This is a genomic window from Aureimonas sp. Leaf427 (assembly GCF_001425485.1).
Lineage (GTDB): Bacteria > Pseudomonadota > Alphaproteobacteria > Rhizobiales > Rhizobiaceae > Plantimonas.
In genome coordinates, this window is record NZ_LMQW01000013.1 from 13165 (window position 1) to 34981 (window position 21817).

Annotated in this window: 23 protein-coding genes and 1 pseudogene; 15 read left to right on the forward strand and 9 right to left on the reverse strand. The window is 64.9% G+C overall.

Annotated elements, in window-relative coordinates; genetic code table 11:
* Positions 1-35: 35 nt before the first annotated feature.
* From ASG62_RS11490 to ASG62_RS11500, 3 genes are read left to right on the forward strand one after another with little or no spacing between them, the layout of a single operon-like run.
* A complete protein-coding gene (locus ASG62_RS11490) occupies positions 36-512 on the forward strand; it encodes a hypothetical protein (protein ID WP_056690937.1) in 477 nt (158 codons plus the stop codon).
* On the forward strand, positions 509-1387 hold the full coding sequence (locus tag ASG62_RS11495) for a DUF7007 domain-containing protein (RefSeq protein ID WP_056690935.1): 879 nt from the start codon (positions 509-511) through the stop codon (positions 1385-1387). Before ASG62_RS11490 ends, ASG62_RS11495 begins: the two co-directional genes overlap by 4 nt.
* Entirely contained in the window at positions 1384-1656 is a 273-nt protein-coding gene (locus ASG62_RS11500; RefSeq protein ID WP_320409372.1) for a hypothetical protein, read from the forward strand. The genes ASG62_RS11495 and ASG62_RS11500 overlap by 4 nt, the downstream gene beginning before the upstream one ends.
* 320 nt (positions 1657-1976) lie before the next feature.
* On the opposite strand, the gene ASG62_RS27835 is transcribed toward ASG62_RS11500, so the two are convergent.
* Entirely contained in the window at positions 1977-2105 is a 129-nt protein-coding gene (locus tag ASG62_RS27835) for a hypothetical protein (protein ID WP_274532616.1), read from the reverse strand.
* Positions 2106-2386: 281 nt separating this feature from the next.
* Here ASG62_RS27835 and ASG62_RS11510 point away from each other — a divergent pair, with 281 nt between their 5' ends.
* The 9 genes and pseudogenes from ASG62_RS11510 (at position 2387) to ASG62_RS27195 (ending at position 9130) form a co-directional block, all read left to right on the forward strand.
* Positions 2387-2977, forward strand: coding sequence for a hypothetical protein (locus ASG62_RS11510; RefSeq protein ID WP_056690932.1), 591 nt, complete (start codon positions 2387-2389; stop codon positions 2975-2977).
* Between the two features lie 135 nt (positions 2978-3112).
* A complete protein-coding gene (locus ASG62_RS11515) occupies positions 3113-3358 on the forward strand; it encodes a type II toxin-antitoxin system VapB family antitoxin (RefSeq protein ID WP_056690929.1) in 246 nt (81 codons plus the stop codon).
* Complete coding sequence (locus ASG62_RS11520) at positions 3358-3762, forward strand: type II toxin-antitoxin system VapC family toxin (RefSeq protein WP_056690926.1); 405 nt, start codon at positions 3358-3360, stop codon at positions 3760-3762. The genes ASG62_RS11515 and ASG62_RS11520 overlap by 1 nt, the downstream gene beginning before the upstream one ends.
* Positions 3763-4901: 1139 nt before the next feature.
* The gene (locus ASG62_RS11525; RefSeq protein WP_056690924.1) at positions 4902-5831 is read left to right on the forward strand and encodes an ArdC family protein; all 930 of its coding nucleotides are present in this window, start codon (positions 4902-4904) and stop codon (positions 5829-5831) included.
* Positions 5831-6781: pseudogene (locus ASG62_RS11530) on the forward strand (hypothetical protein). The gene ASG62_RS11525 and the pseudogene ASG62_RS11530 overlap by 1 nt, the downstream one beginning before the upstream one ends.
* 58 nt (positions 6782-6839) lie before the next feature.
* Positions 6840-7091: a type II toxin-antitoxin system Phd/YefM family antitoxin gene (locus tag ASG62_RS11535; RefSeq protein ID WP_056690922.1), complete on the forward strand. Its 252-nt coding sequence runs from the start codon at positions 6840-6842 to the stop codon at positions 7089-7091.
* A gap of 985 nt (positions 7092-8076) precedes the next feature.
* Positions 8077-8388: a DUF736 domain-containing protein gene (locus ASG62_RS11540; RefSeq protein ID WP_056690919.1), complete on the forward strand. Its 312-nt coding sequence runs from the start codon at positions 8077-8079 to the stop codon at positions 8386-8388.
* Positions 8389-8456: 68 nt separating this feature from the next.
* Positions 8457-8648, forward strand: a complete 192-nt coding sequence (locus ASG62_RS11545; RefSeq protein WP_056690916.1) for a hypothetical protein — start codon at positions 8457-8459, stop codon at positions 8646-8648.
* 344 nt (positions 8649-8992) lie between these two features.
* Positions 8993-9130 (forward strand): hypothetical protein, encoded by a 138-nt coding sequence (locus tag ASG62_RS27195; protein ID WP_164470467.1) that lies wholly within the window; start codon positions 8993-8995, stop codon positions 9128-9130.
* Between the two features lie 98 nt (positions 9131-9228).
* Here the strand turns inward: ASG62_RS27195 and ASG62_RS11550 are convergent, their stop codons facing one another.
* Positions 9229-9522, reverse strand: a complete 294-nt coding sequence (locus ASG62_RS11550; protein WP_056690913.1) for a WGR domain-containing protein — start codon at positions 9520-9522, stop codon at positions 9229-9231.
* Positions 9523-9824: 302 nt separating this feature from the next.
* Positions 9825-10298, reverse strand: coding sequence for a MarR family winged helix-turn-helix transcriptional regulator (locus ASG62_RS11555; RefSeq protein WP_056690911.1), 474 nt, complete (start codon positions 10296-10298; stop codon positions 9825-9827).
* 69 nt (positions 10299-10367) lie between these two features.
* On the opposite strand from ASG62_RS11555, the gene ASG62_RS11560 reads away from it, so the two are divergent.
* The gene (locus tag ASG62_RS11560) at positions 10368-11105 is read left to right on the forward strand and encodes an NAD-dependent epimerase/dehydratase family protein (RefSeq protein ID WP_056690908.1); all 738 of its coding nucleotides are present in this window, start codon (positions 10368-10370) and stop codon (positions 11103-11105) included.
* 52 nt (positions 11106-11157) lie between these two features.
* Here ASG62_RS11560 and ASG62_RS11565 read toward each other — a convergent pair whose 3' ends face one another.
* Complete coding sequence (locus tag ASG62_RS11565; protein WP_056690906.1) at positions 11158-11907, reverse strand: SDR family NAD(P)-dependent oxidoreductase; 750 nt, start codon at positions 11905-11907, stop codon at positions 11158-11160.
* Positions 11908-12002: 95 nt separating this feature from the next.
* On the opposite strand from ASG62_RS11565, the gene ASG62_RS11570 reads away from it, so the two are divergent.
* Positions 12003-12593, forward strand: a complete 591-nt coding sequence (locus tag ASG62_RS11570) for a TetR/AcrR family transcriptional regulator (RefSeq protein WP_056690903.1) — start codon at positions 12003-12005, stop codon at positions 12591-12593.
* An 87-nt stretch (positions 12594-12680) separates the two neighbouring features.
* On the opposite strand, the gene ASG62_RS11575 is transcribed toward ASG62_RS11570, so the two are convergent.
* The 5 genes from ASG62_RS11575 to ASG62_RS25505 form a co-directional block, all read right to left on the reverse strand.
* Positions 12681-13880, reverse strand: coding sequence for a DUF1173 domain-containing protein (locus tag ASG62_RS11575; protein ID WP_056690899.1), 1200 nt, complete (start codon positions 13878-13880; stop codon positions 12681-12683).
* Between the two features lie 94 nt (positions 13881-13974).
* A complete protein-coding gene (locus ASG62_RS11580; RefSeq protein WP_082537015.1) occupies positions 13975-14490 on the reverse strand; it encodes a thermonuclease family protein in 516 nt (171 codons plus the stop codon).
* Positions 14487-16415: a Ti-type conjugative transfer system protein TraG gene (gene traG / locus ASG62_RS11585; RefSeq protein ID WP_056690896.1), complete on the reverse strand. Its 1929-nt coding sequence runs from the start codon at positions 16413-16415 to the stop codon at positions 14487-14489. Before traG ends, ASG62_RS11580 begins: the two co-directional genes overlap by 4 nt.
* Entirely contained in the window at positions 16415-16660 is a 246-nt protein-coding gene (locus tag ASG62_RS11590) for a conjugal transfer protein TraD (protein ID WP_056690893.1), read from the reverse strand. Before ASG62_RS11590 ends, traG begins: the two co-directional genes overlap by 1 nt.
* Before the next feature lie 40 nt (positions 16661-16700).
* On the reverse strand, positions 16701-16949 hold the full coding sequence (locus ASG62_RS25505) for a TraC family protein (protein WP_082537014.1): 249 nt from the start codon (positions 16947-16949) through the stop codon (positions 16701-16703).
* A gap of 202 nt (positions 16950-17151) precedes the next feature.
* Here ASG62_RS25505 and traA point away from each other — a divergent pair, with 202 nt between their 5' ends.
* Entirely contained in the window at positions 17152-21786 is a 4635-nt protein-coding gene (gene traA / locus ASG62_RS11595; RefSeq protein ID WP_056690891.1) for a Ti-type conjugative transfer relaxase TraA, read from the forward strand.
* Positions 21787-21817: the final 31 nt, after the last annotated feature.

A 21817-nucleotide genomic window follows, 5' to 3' on the forward strand; every position in this document is an offset into this window, starting at 1 on the left:
GGTTCCGTTTCAACCGTCATCGACAGGAGGACCTCATGTCCGCACAGCACATCCACGACCTCGCGCCGCTCGGCGCGATCATCCGCTACGCCGACGGCACGGCAAGACCGCCCGCGCATCACAGGCGCAAGCTCGCGCTCTGGGAGAAAACCAACAATGTCGGGCGTCTGATCCGCAAACAGCCGGGAGGCCATCGCGGGATCGAGGGGTTTGCGGCGACGTTCACCCTCCACAAGGGCGATTTCGGTCAGGGCGGGGTCATCCTCGTCCGGGTGCACGAAACCTTCGATATCCGCAGCCGCCTGACCTTCACGATCGTCGAACGTCCCCTGATTGGTACGGTGCGCGTTCTTTCCGGCGAAGGCGACGATCGGGAGCTTCTGCATCTCGCCGACGATCTCACCGCGGCGGAGCGGTGGCGTGAGCTCAATGGCTATCGCCAGACGGTGCTCGAGCCGGTCACGGCCGACGAGCGCGCCGCCGATGTTGTCGAGGGGAGGGCTGTGGCATGACCGGCGCAACGTTGGACGCCGCCTCCGACGCCGTCGTTACCTTCGGGCGCACGGCCGACGGGCTGCTGGCCGCCCGCGTCGCGGACGACGCCTTCGGCATGGTTCCCGGCCGGAACGGCGGCTTCTATCTGACCACCGGCTGGCGGCTTTCCGGGGCCATCGAGACGTGGACACGGTCCGACGTCTATGGCCATGGCGGCGATCTCGCCGATGAAGCCGACTTCCGCCTTCATCTCGACCGGCATCTCGAAGATCGCCGCGAGCGCCTGGCGCTCGGTCGACGCGACGTTCGCATACCGGCGAGCACGCCATGGGTCGCGTCGCAGGGCGCCACGATCTATGCCGAGGGCGTGGTCTGCCATTCGACTGCTGGGCATGGCGGCTTTCATCTCTCCGCCGAGCGCAATGGCAAAGTCCCGTCCGTGCTGCGCTCCTCCAGCGGATGGTATGAGCATGACTGCGAATGGGCGATCGTCGCGCTGACCTTCCCGGATCTGTTCACGACCCAGGAGCGGCACCTTGCCGACCGCACGGTGTGCGATCGCTGGCCGGATGCTTGGGAACGCCTCTCGGGACGAACCCTCCAGCCGGGGGAGTCCACGGTGAAGGACCGTCATGCCTTCGAACAGGCGCATGCCGGCGACTGGATCGTGATCTCGGCCATCCGATCGGACCATGCGCCGGGGATGACCGAGGTGATCGCCACGATCGGCGGCAGGCGAACGTCGAACGTCCCCGAGCGTCGGTTTCCCGTTCCGTCGGACGAGTACGGCGGTAGCGGCGGCCGCTTCGGTTTCGTCATCGATGAAGAGCGTCATCGCGTCTATGACGGGCCGTCCGGGTTCGTTGGATGGCAGGGGAGGTGTGCGCCATGATGCGGCACCATCCTCACCCCGGACGGTTCGATCCCGGCGCGCTCGCCCGCATGGAGGAGGCACGCCGGCAGACCCGGCGCCAGCTGGAACCGATCGAACGGCAGATCGTCCGCGCCATGACAGCGGCGATGCCCGCGCTACGCGACAGACGCCGGCGTTCCTGTCGCGACAGGTCGCCCGACCCGGCCGCCTTCATGCAGCGCTATCGTGAGATCCTCGCCGCCATCACGGCCGAGCGGCAACCCGAGATCGATGCTCTGTCGCGCTAGCTCGCCCGGCAGGATCAGGCCATCGAGCATTGGCGAAGTTGCCTGCTGGCAGCGCAGTCCGCCGCGTGAAAGCCGTGCGATATGATCTTCGTCGTTGGCAGCTCTGAGGGAAAAACACCATGCCGGTGCTAACGATCGAGACGGCCTATTGCATTGTGCCAGAGCCGAGGCCGGTCAGCGTCGGGCGGCGGGTGGCCTGTGCTGGCTGTATCGGTGCCCCCATCTTCCGACTTCGCCATCTTGACCGGCAGTGCGGAAGCGCTGCGCACGCCCGGTTGCGGCGGGAAGGCGCCTCCGAGCGAGGCGGGTTGGCGCGAAGGTCAGGTCGACCGGACCTTGATGACCTTTTCCGCGCGCGACTGCCCGAGGCGGCTGGTAGCGTAGAGCAGCGCCGTGACCACGCCTTGGTGTGATCCCTTCTCGATCCCGGCTTCCCATTCCCGACCCATGTCGGTCTCCCCTTCGGTTTGTTGCGGTCTGAACCGGCGGCCGTGGGCTTCAAGGCCGCGTGCCGCGCCGCGGGGCGGCCTGGTCCCGCCGATCTCGCAAAGCGCACCCGCGTCCCGCGCGAGGGCTTGAAGAGCCCTGCTTGGCCGCAAGTCCGCTTCGCTCGCTCAGGCCGAACCCGGACCCTGAAGCCCCCGTCTTCCGCCGGTTCCTGTTGACCGCACCGAAGGGAAGACCGGCAAGGGCCGGAGCCGCTTCGGAAAAACCTCGAAAGGATCACACCATGGCCAAGGCCGCCCGCTCCACCGCTTCCTCCAACGCCCGCGTCGTCCAGCTGCGCAAGGGCACCACCCTCGAGATGGTCCGGCTCGCCTGCCCGGACGCAAACCAGGCCGGCCTCATCTCGGAAAGCTTCGGCCTGCCGCTCCTCGACAGCGATGGCATCCGCGACCTGCACGAGCGCCTGCTGATCGAGACCGCCGAGGCGATGCGGGAGGGCATCAGCGACCGGGCGATGCAGATCCACCTCCAGCGCATCGTCGGCGCCTATGTTGGCTCGGCTCATGGCGCCGGGCAGTTCTACTCCCGCGCCGTCACGGAGGCCCGCGACCTCACCGCCAAGCTTGCGAACGATACGCGCGACGAGGATCTAGACGGTCCCGCCGGCTTCCAGAGCGCCGCCCAGCGCAAGCGCGAGTTCGCCGCCGACATGGCGCTTCAGTCCCACAGCCTGCGCATGGCCGCCGAAGGCGCGGTCGCGGCCTACGAGCAGATCGTCGGCGAGCGCTGGAAGCCCTTCGAGCGCCAGATCGAGAACGCTGGCGCGACCGTCGATCGCAAGGCTGCCGATCTCCAGATGGCGGCTCTCGGCTGAGCCGCCGCGGCGGGGCTTCGGCCCCGCCTTTTCCCAATCCTATCGACGCCTGTGATGCCAACTACCTTCGTCATCTTGGCAATGTGGATTTGATCATCTACATTATCTCGTGAACATATCTACATCGAGGCCGTTATGCCGATCAACGTCAACAATCCCGAGGCGGACGCCCTGACGCGCAAGTTTGCGCAGATGGTGGGCCTCAGCATCACCGAGGCGATCGTCATTGCCATGAAGGAAGCGATCGAGCGCCGCCGCAACAGCGAGACGCCGCTTCAGACGGCCGCGCGGCTGCGGGAGAAGCATGGTGTCGCGCTGACGGAGGAGGCACGCAAGCCGCTCGACAGCCAGGCCTTCGACGAGATGTGGGAGGATCGCTGATGTATGTTGACGCCTGCGCAATCATCGCGCTCCTGTCCGACGAGCCGGAGGCGGAACGGGTGTCCGCGGCGCTGGCGGGCGCCGCCAAGCGCATTACCTCGCCGGTCGCCATCCTCGAAGCTGTTCTCGGCCTCGCTCGTCCCGACAAATTCGGCCTGAGCGTCGAGGCGGTGGAGCCGATCATCCTCGAATTCCTGGAGGCGCGCGGCATTGATATCCGCGATCTCCCGCCGGCCAAGCGCACGGTTGCCCTGTCGCTTTCGGCCGCGCATCGCTATCGCGCCGGGCGGCACGGTCTCAATCTCGGGGACTGCCTGCACTACGCTTGCGCCAAATATTATCGCGTGCCGATCTTGGCGACGGCGGACGAGTTCAGAAAGACCGATCTCGACGTCGTGCCGTAGGCTGCAATTCAGGTATCCTTGCGCCCCGCGGCTCACCGGCTCTCGCCAGTGTCCTCGCCGGGACGTTGACAGGCTCGTGATACGACCCGCGTGCTCCGCATCCTCTTCCAGCGGGGAACGGCACGCTCCTGCAAGACGGACGGAAGCAGCCGCATCCACCGCTTTCCTGCCGGAAGGTCCATCACCGGAACTCTGCGTGTCTTCTGCCGCTTGCCCGGCTCCGACGTTCCAGAGAGGGCGACGGCATCCTCCCTCACCTCCGATACGGGATCGTTCGCGACGAATACGTTATCCGCCTGGACAGATACCGCTGTCGCATCCGTGAGCTCCTTTTCTTCCGGGAGCCGCGGCTCGACCGGTTCGCGAAGGACATCGGGCGTCTGGGAACCCGCAGGCGAGGGTGACAGCACAGGCAGGATCCGCGCCTGTCCGGCTGTTCGCGGCGCAAATAGCCTTTCGGCCATGGCGCGGGCATCGTGATCCGACGATGCGCCAGCTCGTATCCCCGTTTCGGCGCGCGGCTTCGCCGACAAGAGGTCGCCTTCCGTGATCCAGCTTGCCTTTGGCGCCGCTGACCTGTTGAGCAGATGCCGTTTCGACCGCTTCAATTCGACGGTGAAGCCTCCTTTTGCGCGTGACATTCGGTCCTGCAATTCCTCTTCCAGGTGTGGATGGGACGATCGTTTGAGATGCCGCCCTGGACATCGCCGGGCCTGCCACTCCGCGTCCTCGATGGAGCTGGAAGTATGGTCAGCACCAACAGGGGCTGGGCGGATGTAACGACGCCCGGAACCAAGGTGCTTCTCAGCGCGTGGCTCTGAGTGATTCATCTGAACGTAGTCGTTGACTGTCCCTCCAGCAAGTAGGTCTTCAAATGCTGGGCCTGGATCCAAGTAAAATGGGAAGAGGAACAGAACGGAAAAGAAGCCGGACCCGTTTCGCGGCTCCGTCCCGGCGGGCGGTCCTGCCGGGGTCGGGCGCCGGCGCAACGGCTTCGCCGTCCTCCTCTTCGTTCCGGCCCTTCGCGTCCTTCGCTGCGCTCGGCCGCGTTCGGGTGCGCCTTCTCCCTGAACGCCCCGGCTGACGGACCTCCGTGACGGAGCCGCGATCGGCGCGGCATCCAGACGGAGGTTCAGGACATGAAGAAGAAACAGGATGAAGCCGGGCGCGTCGACATCTACGCGCGGATCACCGACCGCATCGTCGCGGATCTGGAAAAGGGCGTCAAACCCTGGATGCAGCCGTGGAGCACGGCGAACGCTTGCCGCCGTATCACCCGGCCGGTGCGCCATAACGGCGAGCCCTATTCGGGCATGAATGTCCTCCTCCTCTGGTCGGAAGCCATCGCCCGCGGGTTCTCGTCCCCGGTCTGGATGACGTTCAAGCAGGCGATCGAGCTCGGCGCTCATGTCCGCAAGGGCGAGAGCGGCGCCACCGTGGTCTTCGCCAGCCGGTTCAAGAGGACGGAAGGCGACGGCGCCGGCGGCGAGGTGGAACGGGACATCCCGTTCATGCGCGCCTACACCGTCTTTAACGTCGAGCAGATCGACGAGCTGCCGGAGCGCTATCATGCACCGGCCCAGCCCGTCCTTGATCCAGTCGCCCGGATCGCACATGCGGACCGCTTCTTCGCCCAGACCGGAGCGGTGATCCGGCACGGCGGCACGAAGGCCTTCTTCGCGCCGGACGCCGACATCATCCAGATGCCGCCCTTCGAAGTCTTCCGAGACGCGGCCTCCTACGTCGCCGTCCTCAGTCATGAGGCAACCCACTGGACGGCACCGGCCCACCGCGTCGGGCGTGATCTCTCGCGCTATCACAAGGATCGCAGCGAACGCGCCCGCGAGGAACTCGTGGCCGAGCTCGGAAGCTGCTTCCTTTGCGCCGATCTCGGCATCGTGCCGGAACTGGAGCCCCGTGAGGATCATGCGAGCTATCTCGACTCCTGGCTGAAGGTCCTGTCCGGCGACAGAAAGGCGATCTTCCAAGCGGCCGCTCATGCGCAGCGTGCCGTTTCCTTCCTGCACGGCCTGCAGCCAGCGGCTCGGGAAGAGCGGGAGGCGGCCTGATGTTTCAGCCTCCGGCTTTGGCCGGGGGAGGGGAGGGCGCCTCCGCGCCTCCATCTCCTAACCTGCGCGTTCTCAGCCTCGGCGCCGGCGTGCAATCGACGACGCTTGCGCTGATGGCGGCCCATGGTGAGATCGGGCCGATGCCCGACTGCGCCATCTTCGCCGATACCGGCTGGGAGCCGAAGGCGGTCTACGACCATCTCGCTTGGCTGATGTCGCCAAACGTCCTGCCGTTTCCGGTCCATATCGTCTCGGCCGTGAACATCCGCTCCAGCCTCATGGAAGCAGCAGGCGGCTAACGCTCGGCGTCGATTCCGGCCTTCACGAAGATCGTGACGCCGGCGGGGACCGAGGTGTCGGTCCTCGACGAAAACGAGGATGGCGACCTAGTCGAGGTTTCCATACGGCGCACGGCAACCGAGACGATCTCCATCGGCATGATCCGCCGCCAATGCACGGGCGATTTCAAGATCGTGCCGATCCGCCGGAAGGTCCGCGAGCTTGCGGGTCTCACGCGCCGGCGCTCGCCCAAGCATCCCGTCGTCGAGCAATGGCTCGGCATTTCGCTGGACGAGGTCGTGCGCATGAAGCCCTCGCGCGAGGCGTGGCAGGTCAACCGATGGCCGCTGATCGAGCGGCGCATGACCCGGCACGATTGCCTGCGCTGGCTCGACCGGCAGGGCTATCCCCGTCCGCCGAAGAGCGCCTGCATCGGGTGCCCGTTTCATTCCGACGCCGTCTGGCGGACGATGCGCGACGAGAATCCCGAAGCCTGGTTCGACGCCGTCGCGGTCGATCGGGCCATCCACACGGGCCTGCGTGGCATCCGTGGCGAGGTCTACCTGCACCGCTCTGCCGTTCCGCTCGACGAGGCGGACCTCTCCACCGCCGCCGACCGCGGGCAGTTCGGTCTCTGGCCGAACGAATGCGAGGGAATGTGCGGTGTCTGATCAAATTTTGCTGAATCACATGAATTACGTATAGTAGGTACTTTCTTGGAGGCCCACAATGAAGCAGTTCACCTTTTCCGACGTGAACCGGGCGTCGGGTGAAATCCTCGAAGCCGCGCTCATCGAACCTGTCGCCCTGACCAAACATGGCAAGGAAAAGCTGGTGATCATGACGGCCGAGCGCTACGGCCAGCTCGTCGGCGATCCGCACACGGTCGCCTATGGATTAAACGACGCTCCTCAATCCGTTTACGACGAACTCATGACCGGTCTGGACGCCCTGCTTGCCGGCGAAGACCGTCATGCTTGAGCCGGCGACATCGTTCGCTTCTACTATCTCTGGAAGCGCCAGGCCGACAAGGACGAGGAATCTGGCCGCAAGGCTCGCCCCGTCTGCGTCGTCGTCCAGACACCGAACCGACCTGGAAAGGTCTTCCTGTTTCCGATCACGTTGCAGCATCCCGATCCTCCACGAGTGAGCCTTGCCATCAGTCCGATGGAGTGCCGCCGCGCCGGGCTCGACTTTCCCTGCTGGATGATCCTGGACGAGTACAATCGTGTCGATCTCGACAAAGCCTTCGATTTCGAGTCCACCGCATCGATCGGCGCGCTGAGCCATGCCTTCCTGAAGACCGTCGCGGCCGCGATCAGACAAGCCGCCGCCAGCCGTCCATATCCAGCGTCAATCGCTCCTGACGACCCCGCCCCGACGGCGAGCCTCACGATGTCAGGCGTTCGGGTGCGGATCTGGAGAGCGAGCGACATCTCTGGTCTCGTTCGCGACCAGGATATGAGAGGCAGAAAACGCGAATCCCGGCGAGCGCGCTTGCGAGGTCAACGCGTTCGAGAGGCTTCCGCGGCTCTGTTTTCTCCCGCTATGTCCGAATTTCGGCGTCAGCGGTGCGATCGATGGGGATCGAGGTCGGCAGTTGTACGACGGGAGCCAGGGCCTGTACCAACGATGGCCGCGACACCGGTGGATTTCAGGCCACCGAGGACAGACGCCACGACCGGCATCCCTCCGGTTCCCATGATCGGCGCGCCCCGGCCCGTCCTCGATGTGTGGGTGTGACCGCGGGGCGACTTCGTCTCGATCGCCTGACCGCAACGGCCTTCTGCGACTTTCTTCCCCTGCTCGCTGCGCTCGCATTCCTCGCGGTCCAAGAAAGCCGATCTCGGCCGTCCTTCATTCCATTCCGGCCCCTTCGGGATGCGGTGGCGATCGCCAGCGGTCTTTTACACCCCATCGAGGTCGCGCAGGGGCGCGGCCCGAGGAAACCAAAAGGATCACGACCATGGCAGTCATCGGCGAATTCACCACCAGCGGCAACACCATTCTGGGCACCGTCCGCACCCTCACCGTCGGCTTCAAGGCCCGCCTCAACCCCATCGACCGGACCTCGCGCGATGCGCCCGACTTCCGGGTCATGAGCGGCACGGCCGAGGTCGGCGCTGCCTGGAAGTCCACCTCCAGCGACGGCGAGCCCTACATCTCGGTCAAGCTGGACGATCCGAGCTTCCCGGCCCCGATCACCGCGGCCCTCTGGCCGAGTGAGACCGACGGCGACTACGCCCTCGTCTGGTCCCGCCAGAAGCGCGACGGCTGACATCGCAAAGGCCTCGCCCGCGAGGGCGGGGCCGCACCTTCACGAGGATCGGCAACTGGAGCATCGACATGACCGAGCTTTCCACATCCACCTGCGCTCCCAAAGCCGAGGACATCACCTGCTGGCCCGACGGCGACGGGGCTCATCTAGGCGAGGTTTGGCGCCGCGCCTTCGATTGGAAATCGGATGATTACGATGTCGTCCTGCTGGAAGACACCGTGCGCCTGCGCGAGCTTGGCATCCTCGACGAGCTAAGCTGACCACTGTCGTCCCATCGTTCAGCGGCGACGACGGTCCACCCCTTTGCCCGCCGAGCGATATGACCGCGAATGCTGAACCCGCATCTGGCCGAGACCATGATCGAGTCCTGAGTGGCGCCGCTTCGCAGCGCGGGGGTGCCGAAGGGTGCCAAACTGGACCTTTCCCTCCCTGATAGAGCGGTAGTGTACGGCTCGGCGTCGCGCCTCAAGGACGCACGGTTCCCCCAAAATGCTGCGCATTTCGGCTCCCCCATGCGCCGGCTCCGCCGGTCGCGTGCCCGCGATCCTTGACCCGCTTCCTTCTCCCACGTCGCCGGACCTCCTTATCAACGAAGGAGCTTCCCATGACCTACGATATCTTCCTCGACATCGCTGAACTGCGCGCCGAACTGGCTTCCTGCTATCTCACCAAGCGCGAGCGTGCCGAGAGCGTGAAGCGCCTCGCGATCCTCATCAAGCAGGCGAAGGAGACGGAGGCGTAAGCCTCCCTTCCCATGTCGGGAACGATGCCGCCGGCGGTTGGACGCGCAGTTGTTTGATCCGCGGGATACAGTCACCGGTGCCTTCCGCCGCACGCGCCCTAGGCGGCATCCCTGTTCCGACCTACAAGCGGAGCGGTCTCCGCCCGCGCTGAGAGGGGGCGGTACCCTCGGCGCTTTTTCTGGAGGAGGAGGTCGAGAAACAGAACGACGGCATCCTTTTCGCGCGCGAAGTGATGCACCATCGTCCGCCCTCTCGACCCGATCCGGCCCCAGCGACGCACGAGGCAGACATCGCCGAACAGCGTCGGTTCGATCGAAAGGGCGTAGTAGCGCGCCATGTTCTTCAATGCGTCCGTACGTTCGATATGGAGGCTGTAGCGCTGAGCGATCATGCCCGAGAGTCCCGCATGTCGGCGCATGCGTCCAACGACAGTTTGGAATCGATGAGGTCGGATCGATTCATCTTCGTGACGAATGTTCGGGTCATCAGGGACTCGCCCCGGTCATTTATGGGGCGAGGGAGATGGCTTGACACGGCCGCACACCGAACCCGCCGATGCCGGCAGTCCGTTCGATGCCGATCCTCTTCCGAAACGGTCAATATGGCTTGGCGCGAACCCAAACGTGTGCTCGACCGACGGCGATCGGTGGAAGGAGACCGTCCCGGTCACAAGTGACGGGCAAAGACCGGAAGCTACGCCATGTTCATTTTCGCAATGGCCACGAGCGAGCGGCGTAGCGCATCGATATCGCTTTCACGAAGGTTTTCGGCGAGCTCCTTCTCCACGGCTTCAACGCGGGCGCGGCAGGCTTGGAGCAGACTGTGTCCCGATGGCGTCAGGTCGATCTGGAGGATACGACCATGCACCTCGTGGGCGCGCCGCTCGATATGGCCGGCACGTTCTAGGTTGGCGATGATGACGCTGGTGGTCTGAGGCGTCAGTATAGCTAGACGGGCGAGGTCGGCGTTCGACTGGCCAGGATAAGCCTTCAACATCGTCATCACAGCGAACTGAGGGGCCGTGATCCCCAAATCTGCGAATTCGCGATCCTGGCGGAGCCTGTAGGCTGCCGCTGCCTGGCGCAGCAGATAGCCGAGATATCCGTCGTCGCCTCGCTTTCCGACTCCAGCTGCGGGCGGAGTGGGATATTCCTCGCTTGAGCTCATTGTCAGTCCTCTGATATATTGTCAGGGGACTGATAATAGATGTTGTGTGGTTAGGAAAGGGTTTGCGATATGCCAAAGACGATCTTTCTGGCGGGCGCGTCCGGCGCCGTCGGGCGTCGGCTCGTGCCGATGCTTCGATCGAAGGGGTGGCGTGTCGTCGGGCTCACGCGCAGTCTTGCGAAGTGCGAAGCGCTTACCGCGTTGGGTGCCGAGCCTGTGGTCGCCGACGTATTCGACGCCGAGGCGCTTCGCAGGGTCGTTGTCGGTGCGGGTCCGACCGTGGTCATCCACCAACTGACCGACCTTCCCCCGAAGCTTGATCCGACGCTCATGGAAGACGCGACGGCTCGCAACGCCCGCATCCGCGAGGAGGGTACACGTAACCTCGTCGCTGCGGCGATCGAGGCTGGAGCCCGGAGGATCGTCGCGCAAAGCGTGGCTTTCGCCTACGCCGATGGGCCGTTGCCACATCGCGAGGACGATGCTCTCGCTCTTCAGGCCGCAGGACGCCAAGGAGTTTCCGCTCGTGGCGTGGCAAGCCTGGAGCGTCAGGTTCTTGACGGACCGCTCGAAGGCTTGGTGCTTCGCTATGGTCGGCTCTATGGATCTGGAACGGGGTTCTATACTGCGGCCGGCACGGCTTCCGTTCATGTCGATGCCGCAGCCTATGCGGCTGTCCTTGCCGCAGAGCGAGGCGAGAACGGCCTCTACAACATCGCGGAGGACGATAGCGTGGTGTCCAGCGAGAAAGCGAAACAGCAATGGGGTTGGTCAGCGGCGTGGCGCTACAAGGAGACGGGAACGTGAATCCTAAGCTTCGTTCTATTGCACGCGCTTTTCCTCGTCGAACGAACGGGTGTCAGATGGAAGCGCCACCGTCGATGACGATATCCTGACCGACGACATAAGCGGCGGCATCGGAGGCCAGCCAGATCGCGGTCGCGGCTATTTCCTGCGGGCGTGCGACGCGCTTCGACGGATTGGTCAGTGCGATCCGTCCGTCCCGTGCGGCTCGATCCTCACCGGGCCGCAGCGACATGGGCGTATCGACGGGACCGGGGCAGAGGCAATTGATCCGAATTCCGAAGGGTAGGGCTTCGACCGCGGCGGTGCGGCTGAGCGAACTGACGGCTGCCTTGGATGCCGCATAGGCACCCATCGCGGGCCGGACGAGCCTGGCGCCGATATTGGAGCCGATATTGACGATCGTGCCCCCGCCGCTCGCCTTCATGGTACGGATCTCGTGCTTCATCGAAAGCCACAGGCCGAACGTGTTGACCGACAGCACGCGCTGGAAGGCATCGGCCTCCATCTCGTCGAGGGCACCGGACGCGATCGTTCCGGCCGCATTCACCGCTACGTCGAGGCGGTCGATACCGTCGAACACACGGGCCATGGCCGCCTCGTCGGTGATATCCGCCACCACGCTGCGTGCGTCTCCGCCCGTGTCACGAACAATTTCTGCCGTATCTTCCAACTCGGCTTTTCGTCGACCGACAAGAAGGAGCTTTGCGCCCTCTCGCGCAAAGGCTGTCGCGATGCTGCGGCCGATGCCGCCACCTACTCCGGTCACAAGGACGAACCGTCTAGGAAAAAGCGACAGGGTCATGCCGTTTCCTTTTCTGTTATGATCGGCACAGAACTACGGCACTGGCGAAGCGCTGTCGAGGATTATATGTCAATCGACACAGAAATGGGTTCCATATGGCAGAGCGAGGGCGACCGCGTCGCTTCGACCGAACCGAGGTCCTGGACCGTGCGCTTATGGCGTTCTGGCGGAATGGTTATGAGGCGACCTCTATGGCGGATTTGGTCGAGGCGATGGGCATCAACTCGCCCAGTATCTACGCCGCCTACGGCTCGAAGGAGGCGCTGTTTTCCGAGGCAGTTCATCGCTATCGCACCCATCATGCCGCCGGCTTGCTTGATGCGCTGAACGGGGCGCCGGATGCAGTGAGCGGCCTGGCGGCCATGTTCGAGGCGGCGATCGATCTCTTCACCCGGCCCGGCCATCCGAAGGGATGTTTCATCGTTGCGGCGGCGGGAGGCAACGCGCCAGAGGCGGCCACGATACAGGCGGAGCTCGCGGGACTGCGCCGGGAGCGAAGCGACGAGATCGCTGCACGGATCGAGCGGGACGGTGCAGAGGGGCGGCTGCGGCCGCGATACCCGGCGCAGCCTCTGGCGGACATGTATGCGGCGATCCTTCAGGGAATCTCCATCGCCGCCCGCGATGGTGTATCGAAGTCGCGGCTGTCCGAGCTCTATAGGCCCTCACTGGTTCTGCTTGGATAGTCTGTTGCGTTCGTCCGAAGCGAAGATGCCGTCGTCGCGGCAAGCACCGCAGAGAAGGGGCGAAACCGGCCGCTTGACGAACAATCGCTACACGGGCAGGTCCGGCATGGCGCCGTCCCTGACATTCCAGACCCAGGATGCCATCCCGCTTTCCTTGGCGAGGGCCTCGCGAGCCTCGCCATAGGCCTCGTCCGCATCGTCGGGCACGATATACATGGCGATCGGCGGTGCGCGGTCGGGACGCAGCACGAGGCTGGCCATCGGCGTGGAGCGCGGCTGGTTGTAGCGCAGGCTTTTCACGAAGCTCGCTCCGCGCAGCGTCAGAGCGCCGAGCAGCGTTAGGTCGTAGCGGCTGTCGAACGGAATCCACCGATCTGTGACCACCATCAGCGCGATCTCCTCGACCCCCGCGATGCCCGCGGCGTCGATGCCGAAGGTAGCCGCCGCGATTAGATGACTGCCTTCCGTCGCATTCCACAGAGACAGTTCCGTTTCGAAGACCCGGTTCATGCGCCGATGAAGGTCGTCCGGCAGCATGAACGGGTATCGCGGCGCGTGTTTCATCGTCATCCGGGCGCCGGCCGCTACCGGAGCGAGTGCTTTCACCTCCCCGATCAACAGCGCCAGGGAGCGGCGCTTGCCCTGCGACCGGACGGCTTGGTTGAGGAACGTGTCGCGGCGTGCGGCGATGTCGGTTTCCTTGTCGGCGTCGAAGAATTCCGGGATGTAGAGCATGTCGGCCAGCCCCTTGCCTTTGGCGGTTTTTCCTTCGGCCGCTTGCATGAGGTACTTTCGGATAACAGCCCAGTTGCGGCGTTTCTCCATAGCCGGACGCCAGCGATTGAACTCCGCCTGGTCCCAGAGAAAATGCAGGAGCGCGCGCAGCGACAGGCGCGAGCCGTTGGTCTTCACGCTGTCGGCCTCGGGCTCACTGCGCGTCGCCTCGGATGCGTTGCGGCCGGTCAGCTTCGTCAAACTGAAGCCGAGCTTCAGCTGCGTCTCGCCGGTCTCCTCGCTTTCGACGATCGCCTTGCCATCGACCTCGCCAAGCCCGGACAGGGCTGCCGGCACCTCGTAGGAGTCGCAGTCGATGCCATGACGGGCGCCGCTCCCCGGCATCCGCTTCAGGATATGACCCTTCCCGCTGCGGGCGACATACATCGGCACACCGTCCGGCTGGCAGAGGCAGAGAGGACGCTCGCCATTGTCGAACGCCGCGCTCAGGTGCTTGGCGAAGTCGCTCGTGTCCGCCGTCACGTCCGATGCGCCGATCCTGATCCGCCTCATCGTCTTGCCTTTCTTGGCGTCATCCCCAACCTGCCGTCCTGCATGTCATGTCTCGAAAGCGTAACGGCTATCGATGGCGGTTCGTGAGGCGTCGTCACGATCCACCACCGTCGCACCATCCGAACCTCGGTCCGTCCCAACGCCGTGCCAGACCTTCCTCGACCAGCATCTCCCCGAGCGAGGTCCCGGAGCGGACAACGGTGCGCAGCTTGCGACCATATCGATCCCGGTCGCGCCTGCCTGATGTCATCGAGAACGGCCCGGCATTCAGCAGGGCGACGAGGCAATCTCGCGCTGCTTCACCGACCTGTCTTTCCGCCGGGCATGCTGGTTCGGAAGTTTCCGGAGCATCGATGTCGGCAATGCGGATCTTCTCGCCCTTGAACCAGAAGGTATCGCCGTCAACCACACAATTGACGCGGACCGGTTCGGCGCAGAGGGAGAACATCGCGGAGCCTGGATCCAATCGCGACCGGATCGGGATCGTCCGGAAATCCTCCTCCCGGCCCACGATTGTCTGAGGTCTTTTGAAACCGTCGTCGTAGGCGATCCACGCGCCACCGAGTGCGACCAAGCTGAACATTGCGAAGGCGACATGCGGGGTTTTCATAATCTTCCTTCCGGATGGAATCTGTTTCTCCCCACCAGCGGTTTCATGTCATTGCGCCGGAACCAGATTGCGCGCCCGCAGCGCAGCGGTCCATGGCCCTGGACGACGACGATCTGCTCGTCCTTACGCATGGACTGGGTGATCTCGTGCGGCATGATCAGGGGCCGGCGCTGGAAGTTGACGCTCTCGGATCTGCTGGATCCCTTGCCGGTGTTCCAGCCGACATTGCGCGAGCGGCCTTCGACTTCCACGGTCATCTCGCCGCATTGCGCCGAGACGTTTCGAGCGGTGTCGAGTGCCTTGATCGCGGCATAGGAAGCGAAGGCGCAGCCGTCGATCCAGGAGGTCGCGCCGTCGCGACCGAAGTGCTTTTCGAGCTGGCCGAACGACTGGTACATCAACATCAGCGTAATGCCGTATTTGCGGCCGCGGTCTCGGGCTTCCTCCAGAATGCGCATGTAGCCGAGGAGGTCGACCTCATCGAGCATGAAGAGCGCGCGGCGCTCGAAGCGACCATCGGCCTGGGTCATCGCGTTGATCAGCGAGCCGATGATGACGCGGCCGATGCCGGGATAGCTGCGCAGGATCGCGGCGGGGATGTTGAGGAAGACGTCGACGTTCTTCGTGATGATGTCGGACGAGTGGAAAGCCGCGCCGCAGACGAGCGCCGCATAGTTCTCGAGCGACAGCCACTGCGTGTCCTTGGAGGCGGTCGAGTAGACGCCAGAGAAGGTCTGCTCGGTCATGTTGGTGAAGACGCCGAGCGTCTCGCGGATGAAGGCGCTTTGCGAGGTTTCCTGGATTTCGCGCAGCATGGCGAGGACGGAGGGCTCCGGCTCGGAGACGATCTGGCGCAGGCTTCGCAACGTGCGCAGTCCGTCATATTCCGGCGAGAGCATGACGTGTGCAAGGAGCCCGGTCAGGAGGTTGTGGGCCTGGTTTTGGAAGTAGGAGCCGGTGGAGGTTTCGATCCGCGAGCTTTCCGAAAGCAGCATATGCGCGACGGCGACGATATCCTCCTCCTTGGTCGTCGACGTTTCGATCCAGTCGAGGACGTTGAAACCCATCACGGGGTTCGCCGGGTCGAGGACCTTGCAGTCGCGCTTGAGGGTGCGGTTTCGGTGTTCCACGACCATCGGCGCGACCTCGGTCGAGGGATCGAGGCAGATGACGGGACCGGTGTAGCGTAGCGCCGTCGGTACGACGTTGCTCGTAGTTTTGAAGCCGCCGGAACCTGCGAAGAACAGCATGTGGGTTGAATCGAAATCCTGGCGGTAGGTAAGGAGCGGTTTCGATCCGCCCTGTCCCCACGTCGCGCGATCTCTGGGATCGAAGGGCACGTCGCGAATGGTCTCGCGATCGACACGGGCGCGTTCGCCGACGACGATCTCGCCATCGGGCGGAAACACGCGGGCGGCCTCGCGCAGGGTCATCCAGTCGGCATCGCCGAAGATGCCGCGACGTGCACGTTTGACCGGGTCGGGAACGACGATGGAGAGACGGGTCGTCAGCGCGACGATCATGAAGCCGGCGATGGTGCCCGCCACCGCGAAGGCATCGAGATAGGGAAGCACGTCCGACCACGGTATGCCGCCCTCGATGACGGATGGAGACAGCCGTCCGAACTCGCGAAGTGCGTAGAAGCCCGCAACGCCCATCCAGCATGTGAGCGTCACCATGGCGACGGGTTTGCGCTTGTGGAGTGGCATCACAAGAACAGTGACGAGGCCGGCGAGGGGAGCGAAGAGAAGGTTCGGCAGGGGCGAGGCTCGCTGGAACCAATAGGAGGCCTGTGGGTCGAATCCGGCCGCCAAGGCCTCCCATCGCGTCGCGGTAGTCGCAAGGGTCGCGGCAGTCACCAGAAGAGGCACCATCGCGGTCGCAGCCATCACCAGCGCTTGCTGCTTCAGCCTCCGCCGCCGCATCACACCCCTTCCTTTCCGGAAGCCTTTTTTTCTTCGTTTCCTGCGGTCTCCGGCCTGTCGGCGTGAAACGCCTTCCGCCCGACAGCAACAAGCCGCCGATGCGCGGCGGTGTCTGTCCCGATGGACGCGGCTTCCATGAGAACACCGAGCAAAAAAGCCCGGTCCGCCTCTCGCAATCCCGCCTTCACGACGAGACCACCGAGGGTGATTTTCTCCCGGGCATCGCGCTTGCGCTCGTCGGTCATCGCGTGGCGGCGCTTGCGTTCGAGCTGCAGAATACGCCGGTCAAGCCGTATCACCGGATGCGGTGGGCGCTTTGGCTCCATCTTTGCGAAACCGCGCGGCCATCTCGGCGAAGGCGGTATCAAGTGCATCGTCGGGAATATCGAGTTCTGCGAGACCGGCCTTGATGGCCGCCCGGGCGAAACGCTCGTTCTCTTTTAAAACGACTTGTCTGCGGCGTTCTCTGAGGCGCTCGATTTCTGCGTCGATTTCGCAAACACTGAATCTTCTGCGTACGGATCGCTTGTCCACGACGAATACTCCCTCTTCAACGCTAGTATAAAAGCATCATATGATGCTATAAAATCAACGTCAATCGGGGGCGTTTGATGTGTCCATTCGGACTCAGAGCCCGTCAGGGCTCATCCCGAGGGCGGCATCGGGCCTTCGGTCCGATCTGTTCGAGGGCGCAATATACGTCGACGTGGCCGACATTCTTGGGAGGTGCGATCGCGTGGCGATCATGTTCGTCAGGGCGCAGGTGATCGGACGAGGAGCGGGACGCAGCGTCGTCTCGGCCGCCGCCTATCGTCATCGTACCCGGATGATGGACGAACGGGTGGGCACGCAGTTTCGCTACGAGGATGGCGCGGCGGAGCTGGTGCACGAGGAACTGGCGCTGCCGGCGGAGAAGCCGGCCTGGTTGTGCAGGGCGATCGACGGACGATCGGTCGGGGGCGCCAGCGAGGCGCTGTGGAATGCGGTTGAGGCGTTCGAGACGCGCGTGGATGCGCAACTGGCCCGCGAGATGATTTTCGCCCTGCCGGAGGAGCTGTCGCGTAAGGAGAACATCGCGCTGGTGCGCGAGTTCATCGAACAGAACCTGACGCGCCAAGGCATGGTCGCCGACTGGGTCTATCACGACAAGGACGGGAATCCACATGTCCATGTGATGACCACGCTACGACCGCTCACGGAGGATGGGTTCGGCGGGAAGAAGGTCGCCGTCATGGGTGAGGACGGCAGTCCGCTGCGTGTGGTCACGCCGGATCGACCGAAAGGCAAGATCGTCTACCGCCTCTGGGCGGGCGACGCCGAGACCATGAAGGGCTGGAAGCTCGCCTGGGCTGAAACGGCCAACCGGCATCTGGCGCTCGCCGGCCACGACATTCGCATCGACGGGCGTTCCTACGAAGAGCAGGGGCTGGAGGGTCTCGCCGGCAGGCATTTCGGTCCAGCGCGTGCCGCGTTGAAGCGCGATGGCCGTCTGACATTCTCCGCGCCCGCCGAAATGGCGCGACGCTTTGCGGTCGCCGATCAGATCGCCGCCGATCCGGGCATCCTCCTGAAGCAGCTCTCGGGCGAGCGCTCGACCTTCGACGAGCGCGATATCGCCCGCGCCCTGCACCGCCATATCGACGATCCCACGACCTTCGCCAATGTCCGCGCCGGGCTGATGGCGTCGAGCGATCTTGTGACCCTGCGCCCAGCCGAGCGGGAGCCTGGAACGGCCAAGGTCCTGGCGCCCGCCGTGTTCACGACGAAGCACATGCTGCGCACCGAGTTCGAGATGGCGCGCTCGGCGGATGCGCTGTCGAAGCGCGGCGGTTTCGCCGTCTCGAACAGGACGGTCGGGCGCGCCATCGCGGAGGTCGAGACGCGCGATTCCGACCGCCCGTTCCGGTTTGATGAGGAACAGGTAGACGCCGTGCGCCATGTCACGGGCAAGGCCGCGATCGCTGCCGTCGTCGGTCTTGCGGGTGCAGGCAAATCGACGCTTCTCGATGCCGCGCGGATCGCCTGGGAGGCCGATGGCCGGCGTGTCATCGGCGCGGCGCTGGCGGGCAAGGCGGCGGAGTCGCTGGAACAGAGTTCGGGTATCGCCTCGCGCACGCTGGCCTCCTGGGAGCGTTCCTGGTCAAACGGCCGCGATCTCCTGGGCAAGGGCGACGTTCTCGTCATCGACGAGGCCGGCATGATCGCATCCGAGCAGATGTCCCGGTTCCTAAAGATCGCCGAGGAGGCGCAGGCGAAGGTCGTTCTCGTCGGCGACGCGATGCAGCTCCAGCCGATCCAGGCGGGCGCCGCCTTCCGCGCCGTGGCGGCGCGTGTCGGGCACGCCGAGCTCAGCGGTGTCCGCCGTCAGCGTGAGGACTGGGCGCGTGAGGCGACACGCGCTTTTGCCCGCGGCGATGTCGAGGACGGGCTCGCCCACTACAGCGCCCGCGGCCATGTCGTCGAAACCGACACGCGCGAGAATGCCGTCGCCCGGATCGTCGCGGACTGGTCGAGCGCCTGGGACGAGGCGAAGGCGAAGGCCGCGCGTGAGGATCGGCCACTGGTGGGCGACGCGCTTCTCGTTCTGGCCCACACCAACGACGACGTGAAGGCGCTCAACGCGGCCATTCGCAACGTGCGGATCGAGCAGGAGGAACTGACTGCGTCTCGCACCTTTGCAACGGAGCGGGGCGCCCGTGACTTCGCCGTCGGCGATCGGATGATCTTTCTGGAGAATGCCCGCTTCGTCGAGCCGATCGTGCAGCATCTGGGCTTGCAGTCCGTTAAGAACGGCATGCTCGGCACGGTGCTGTCGACCGTGAACGACAAACGCGCCGATTTTCTGACCGTGCGGCTCGACAGCGGGCGCGATGTCGCCTTCTCGACAGACACCTATCGCAACATCGACCACGGTTATGCCGCAACGGTTCACAAGAGCCAGGGCGCGACCGTCGATCGCACCTTCGTCCTGGCGACCGGCGGCATGGACAAGCATCTCACCTATGTCGCAATGTCCCGCCATCGCGAGCGCGCCGATCTCTACGCCGCGACGGAGGATTTCCCCGCCGCTGCAGTTCGGGGACGGACACAGCGTCCTGATCATGCCGCCGGCGTTACCGGCATTCTGATCGACACCGGCATGGCAAAGTTCCGCGACGATCCGGACGTGGAGCCATCGCCCTATGCCGATCTGAAGCTCCCTGACGGACGCAGCAATCGTCTGTGGGGCGTCAGCCTTCCGGACGCCCTGGACGGGGAAGGCGTCGATATCGGCGACACCGTCACTCTCACCAAGAATGGCACCGAAACGGTCATGAGGACCGTGCCTATCATCGACGAGGAGACCGGCGTCAAGCGGTTCGAGGAGCGCGCCGTCGAGCGCAATGTCTGGAGCGCCGTTCTCGTCGAGAGGGGATCCGAAGATGTCGATCTTTCCATGGATGCGGACGTCGTCGTCCATCCGAAGATCTTTCGACCGCTCGTCGATCGTCTCGGCCGCTCCGGCGAGAAGACCACAACGCTCGACTTCGAACACGAGGAGACCTACCGAGCTCTGATCCGCGACTATGCCGATCGCCGCGGCGTCGATCAGGTGATCGACCTCGCTCGCCATGTCGAGGACGGCATCCGGGTTCAGGTCAAGCGGTTCAGTGTCGGTTCCGAACAGGTGCCTGGAGCGTCCGCTGTCGTGTCATCGCTCGGGTCGGGATCGTCGGCGTCGGCGTCGGCGACGGCGACGATCGGCGGGCCAGGGGCCAGCGGGGTGGTCGCGGCCGTGTCGGCGAAGGGGAGTCCGGAAGGGGAGGGTGCGGAGATGACGGAGGGTGCCGCCTATCTGCTGGCGCCCGTGATCCGCTTCGAGCAGAGCGTCGAAGACGATGCACGCGCAGCGCAACGCGCGGCATCCGCCTGGAAGGAGCGCGAGGCCGTCCTGCTGCCGCTTCTCGCCCAGCTCTATGTCGAGCCGGAGGCAGCACTCGCCCGTCTGGGCGACAAGGCGACGCGGCCGGAGACCGATCCGCGCGTGTTCGGAGAACGGATCGCTGCCATGCCGGTAATGCTCGGCGCGGTCAGGACGGATGTGGCATCGAAGGAGCGCGCCTCCGTCGTTGCAGACCTTGCGGTTTCGGCAAGGGCGCTCGCGACCGCCTTCCGCGCCGACGAGGGGCGCTTCATCGCCCGCGAAGAGCGCTGGCGCGGCCATATGGCGATCGGCGTGCCGGCGCTGTCCGATGCGACGGTTGCACGGCTTGACGAGATTGAGGCGATCGGCCGGGCCGGGGGCATGGGTGCCTACCGCACGGCCTTCATGTTCGCCACGGAGGATCGCCGTACCGTGCAGGAGATCAAGGCCGTCGCCGAGGCGCTGACCGCCCGCTTCGGTTGGAGCGCCTTCACCGACAAGGCCGACGAAACGTCGAAACGGATCGTTGCCGAACACATGCCCGACATGCCGGAAGCGGACAGGACCAAGCTCGAGCAGCGGTTCACTGCGGTTCGGCGCTTTGCAGCAGAGCAGCATTATGCAGAGAAGCGCGATCCCTCCCGCATCGTGGCGGCGGCCGCGCACGATCCCGTTTCCCATCCTGACGCCGTCGGTCCCGCCGCGCTTCTCCTTCCGGCCGTCACCGCCTTCCCAGCAAGTGCCGAGGAGGAGGCGAGGACCCGTGTGCCAGTGTCCCCGCTCTATCGTGCCGAGCGTGATGCCCTGGCTGCAGTCGCCACGCGCATCTGGCGCGACCCGCAGGCGGCGGTTCTCGCCATTGAGGAGAAAGTGCGCGCAGGCGCCAGCCCCGCGGCGCTCCAGAACGACATGGCTGCGCGCCCGGCGACGTTCGGTGCCTTGCTCGGTTCGGATCGGCTGGTCGACCGGCTGACGGGACAGGGACGGGAGCGTAAGATGGCCGTCGCCGGCGCGAAGTACGAGGCCTGGAAGGCCCGCTCGCTGGCACAGGCCTTTGCGACCGTGGTCACGTCCGAGACCAAGGCCATCGAGTCAGAGCGGAGCCGCATGGGCGTGCCCGTTCCAGGCCTCTCCCGCGACGCCGAGGCCGAGTTGAAACGGCTTGTCGCGCTCGTGTCACGACAGCCCAAAGACTTCGACGGCGCGGTCCTGGCGCTCGCGCCGACGATCAAGGCGGAGTTCGCCGCGGTATCCAAGGCGCTCGACGCTCGTTTCGGCCGAGGTGCCATCGGCCGAAACGAGAAGACCGTGATCGCTATGGTGCCGTCGGCACAACAGGGCGCCTTTAAGACTATCCAGCCGCAGCTCAGGACGATCCAGCGCGCCGTGGCCGCGGACATCGGGCATGCGATCGCGAGCGAACGGAGGCTGCGCGCGATCGACCAGGCGCGGGGCATCGATCGATGACCGGTGATCGACGGCCGACGGCAATAACGGA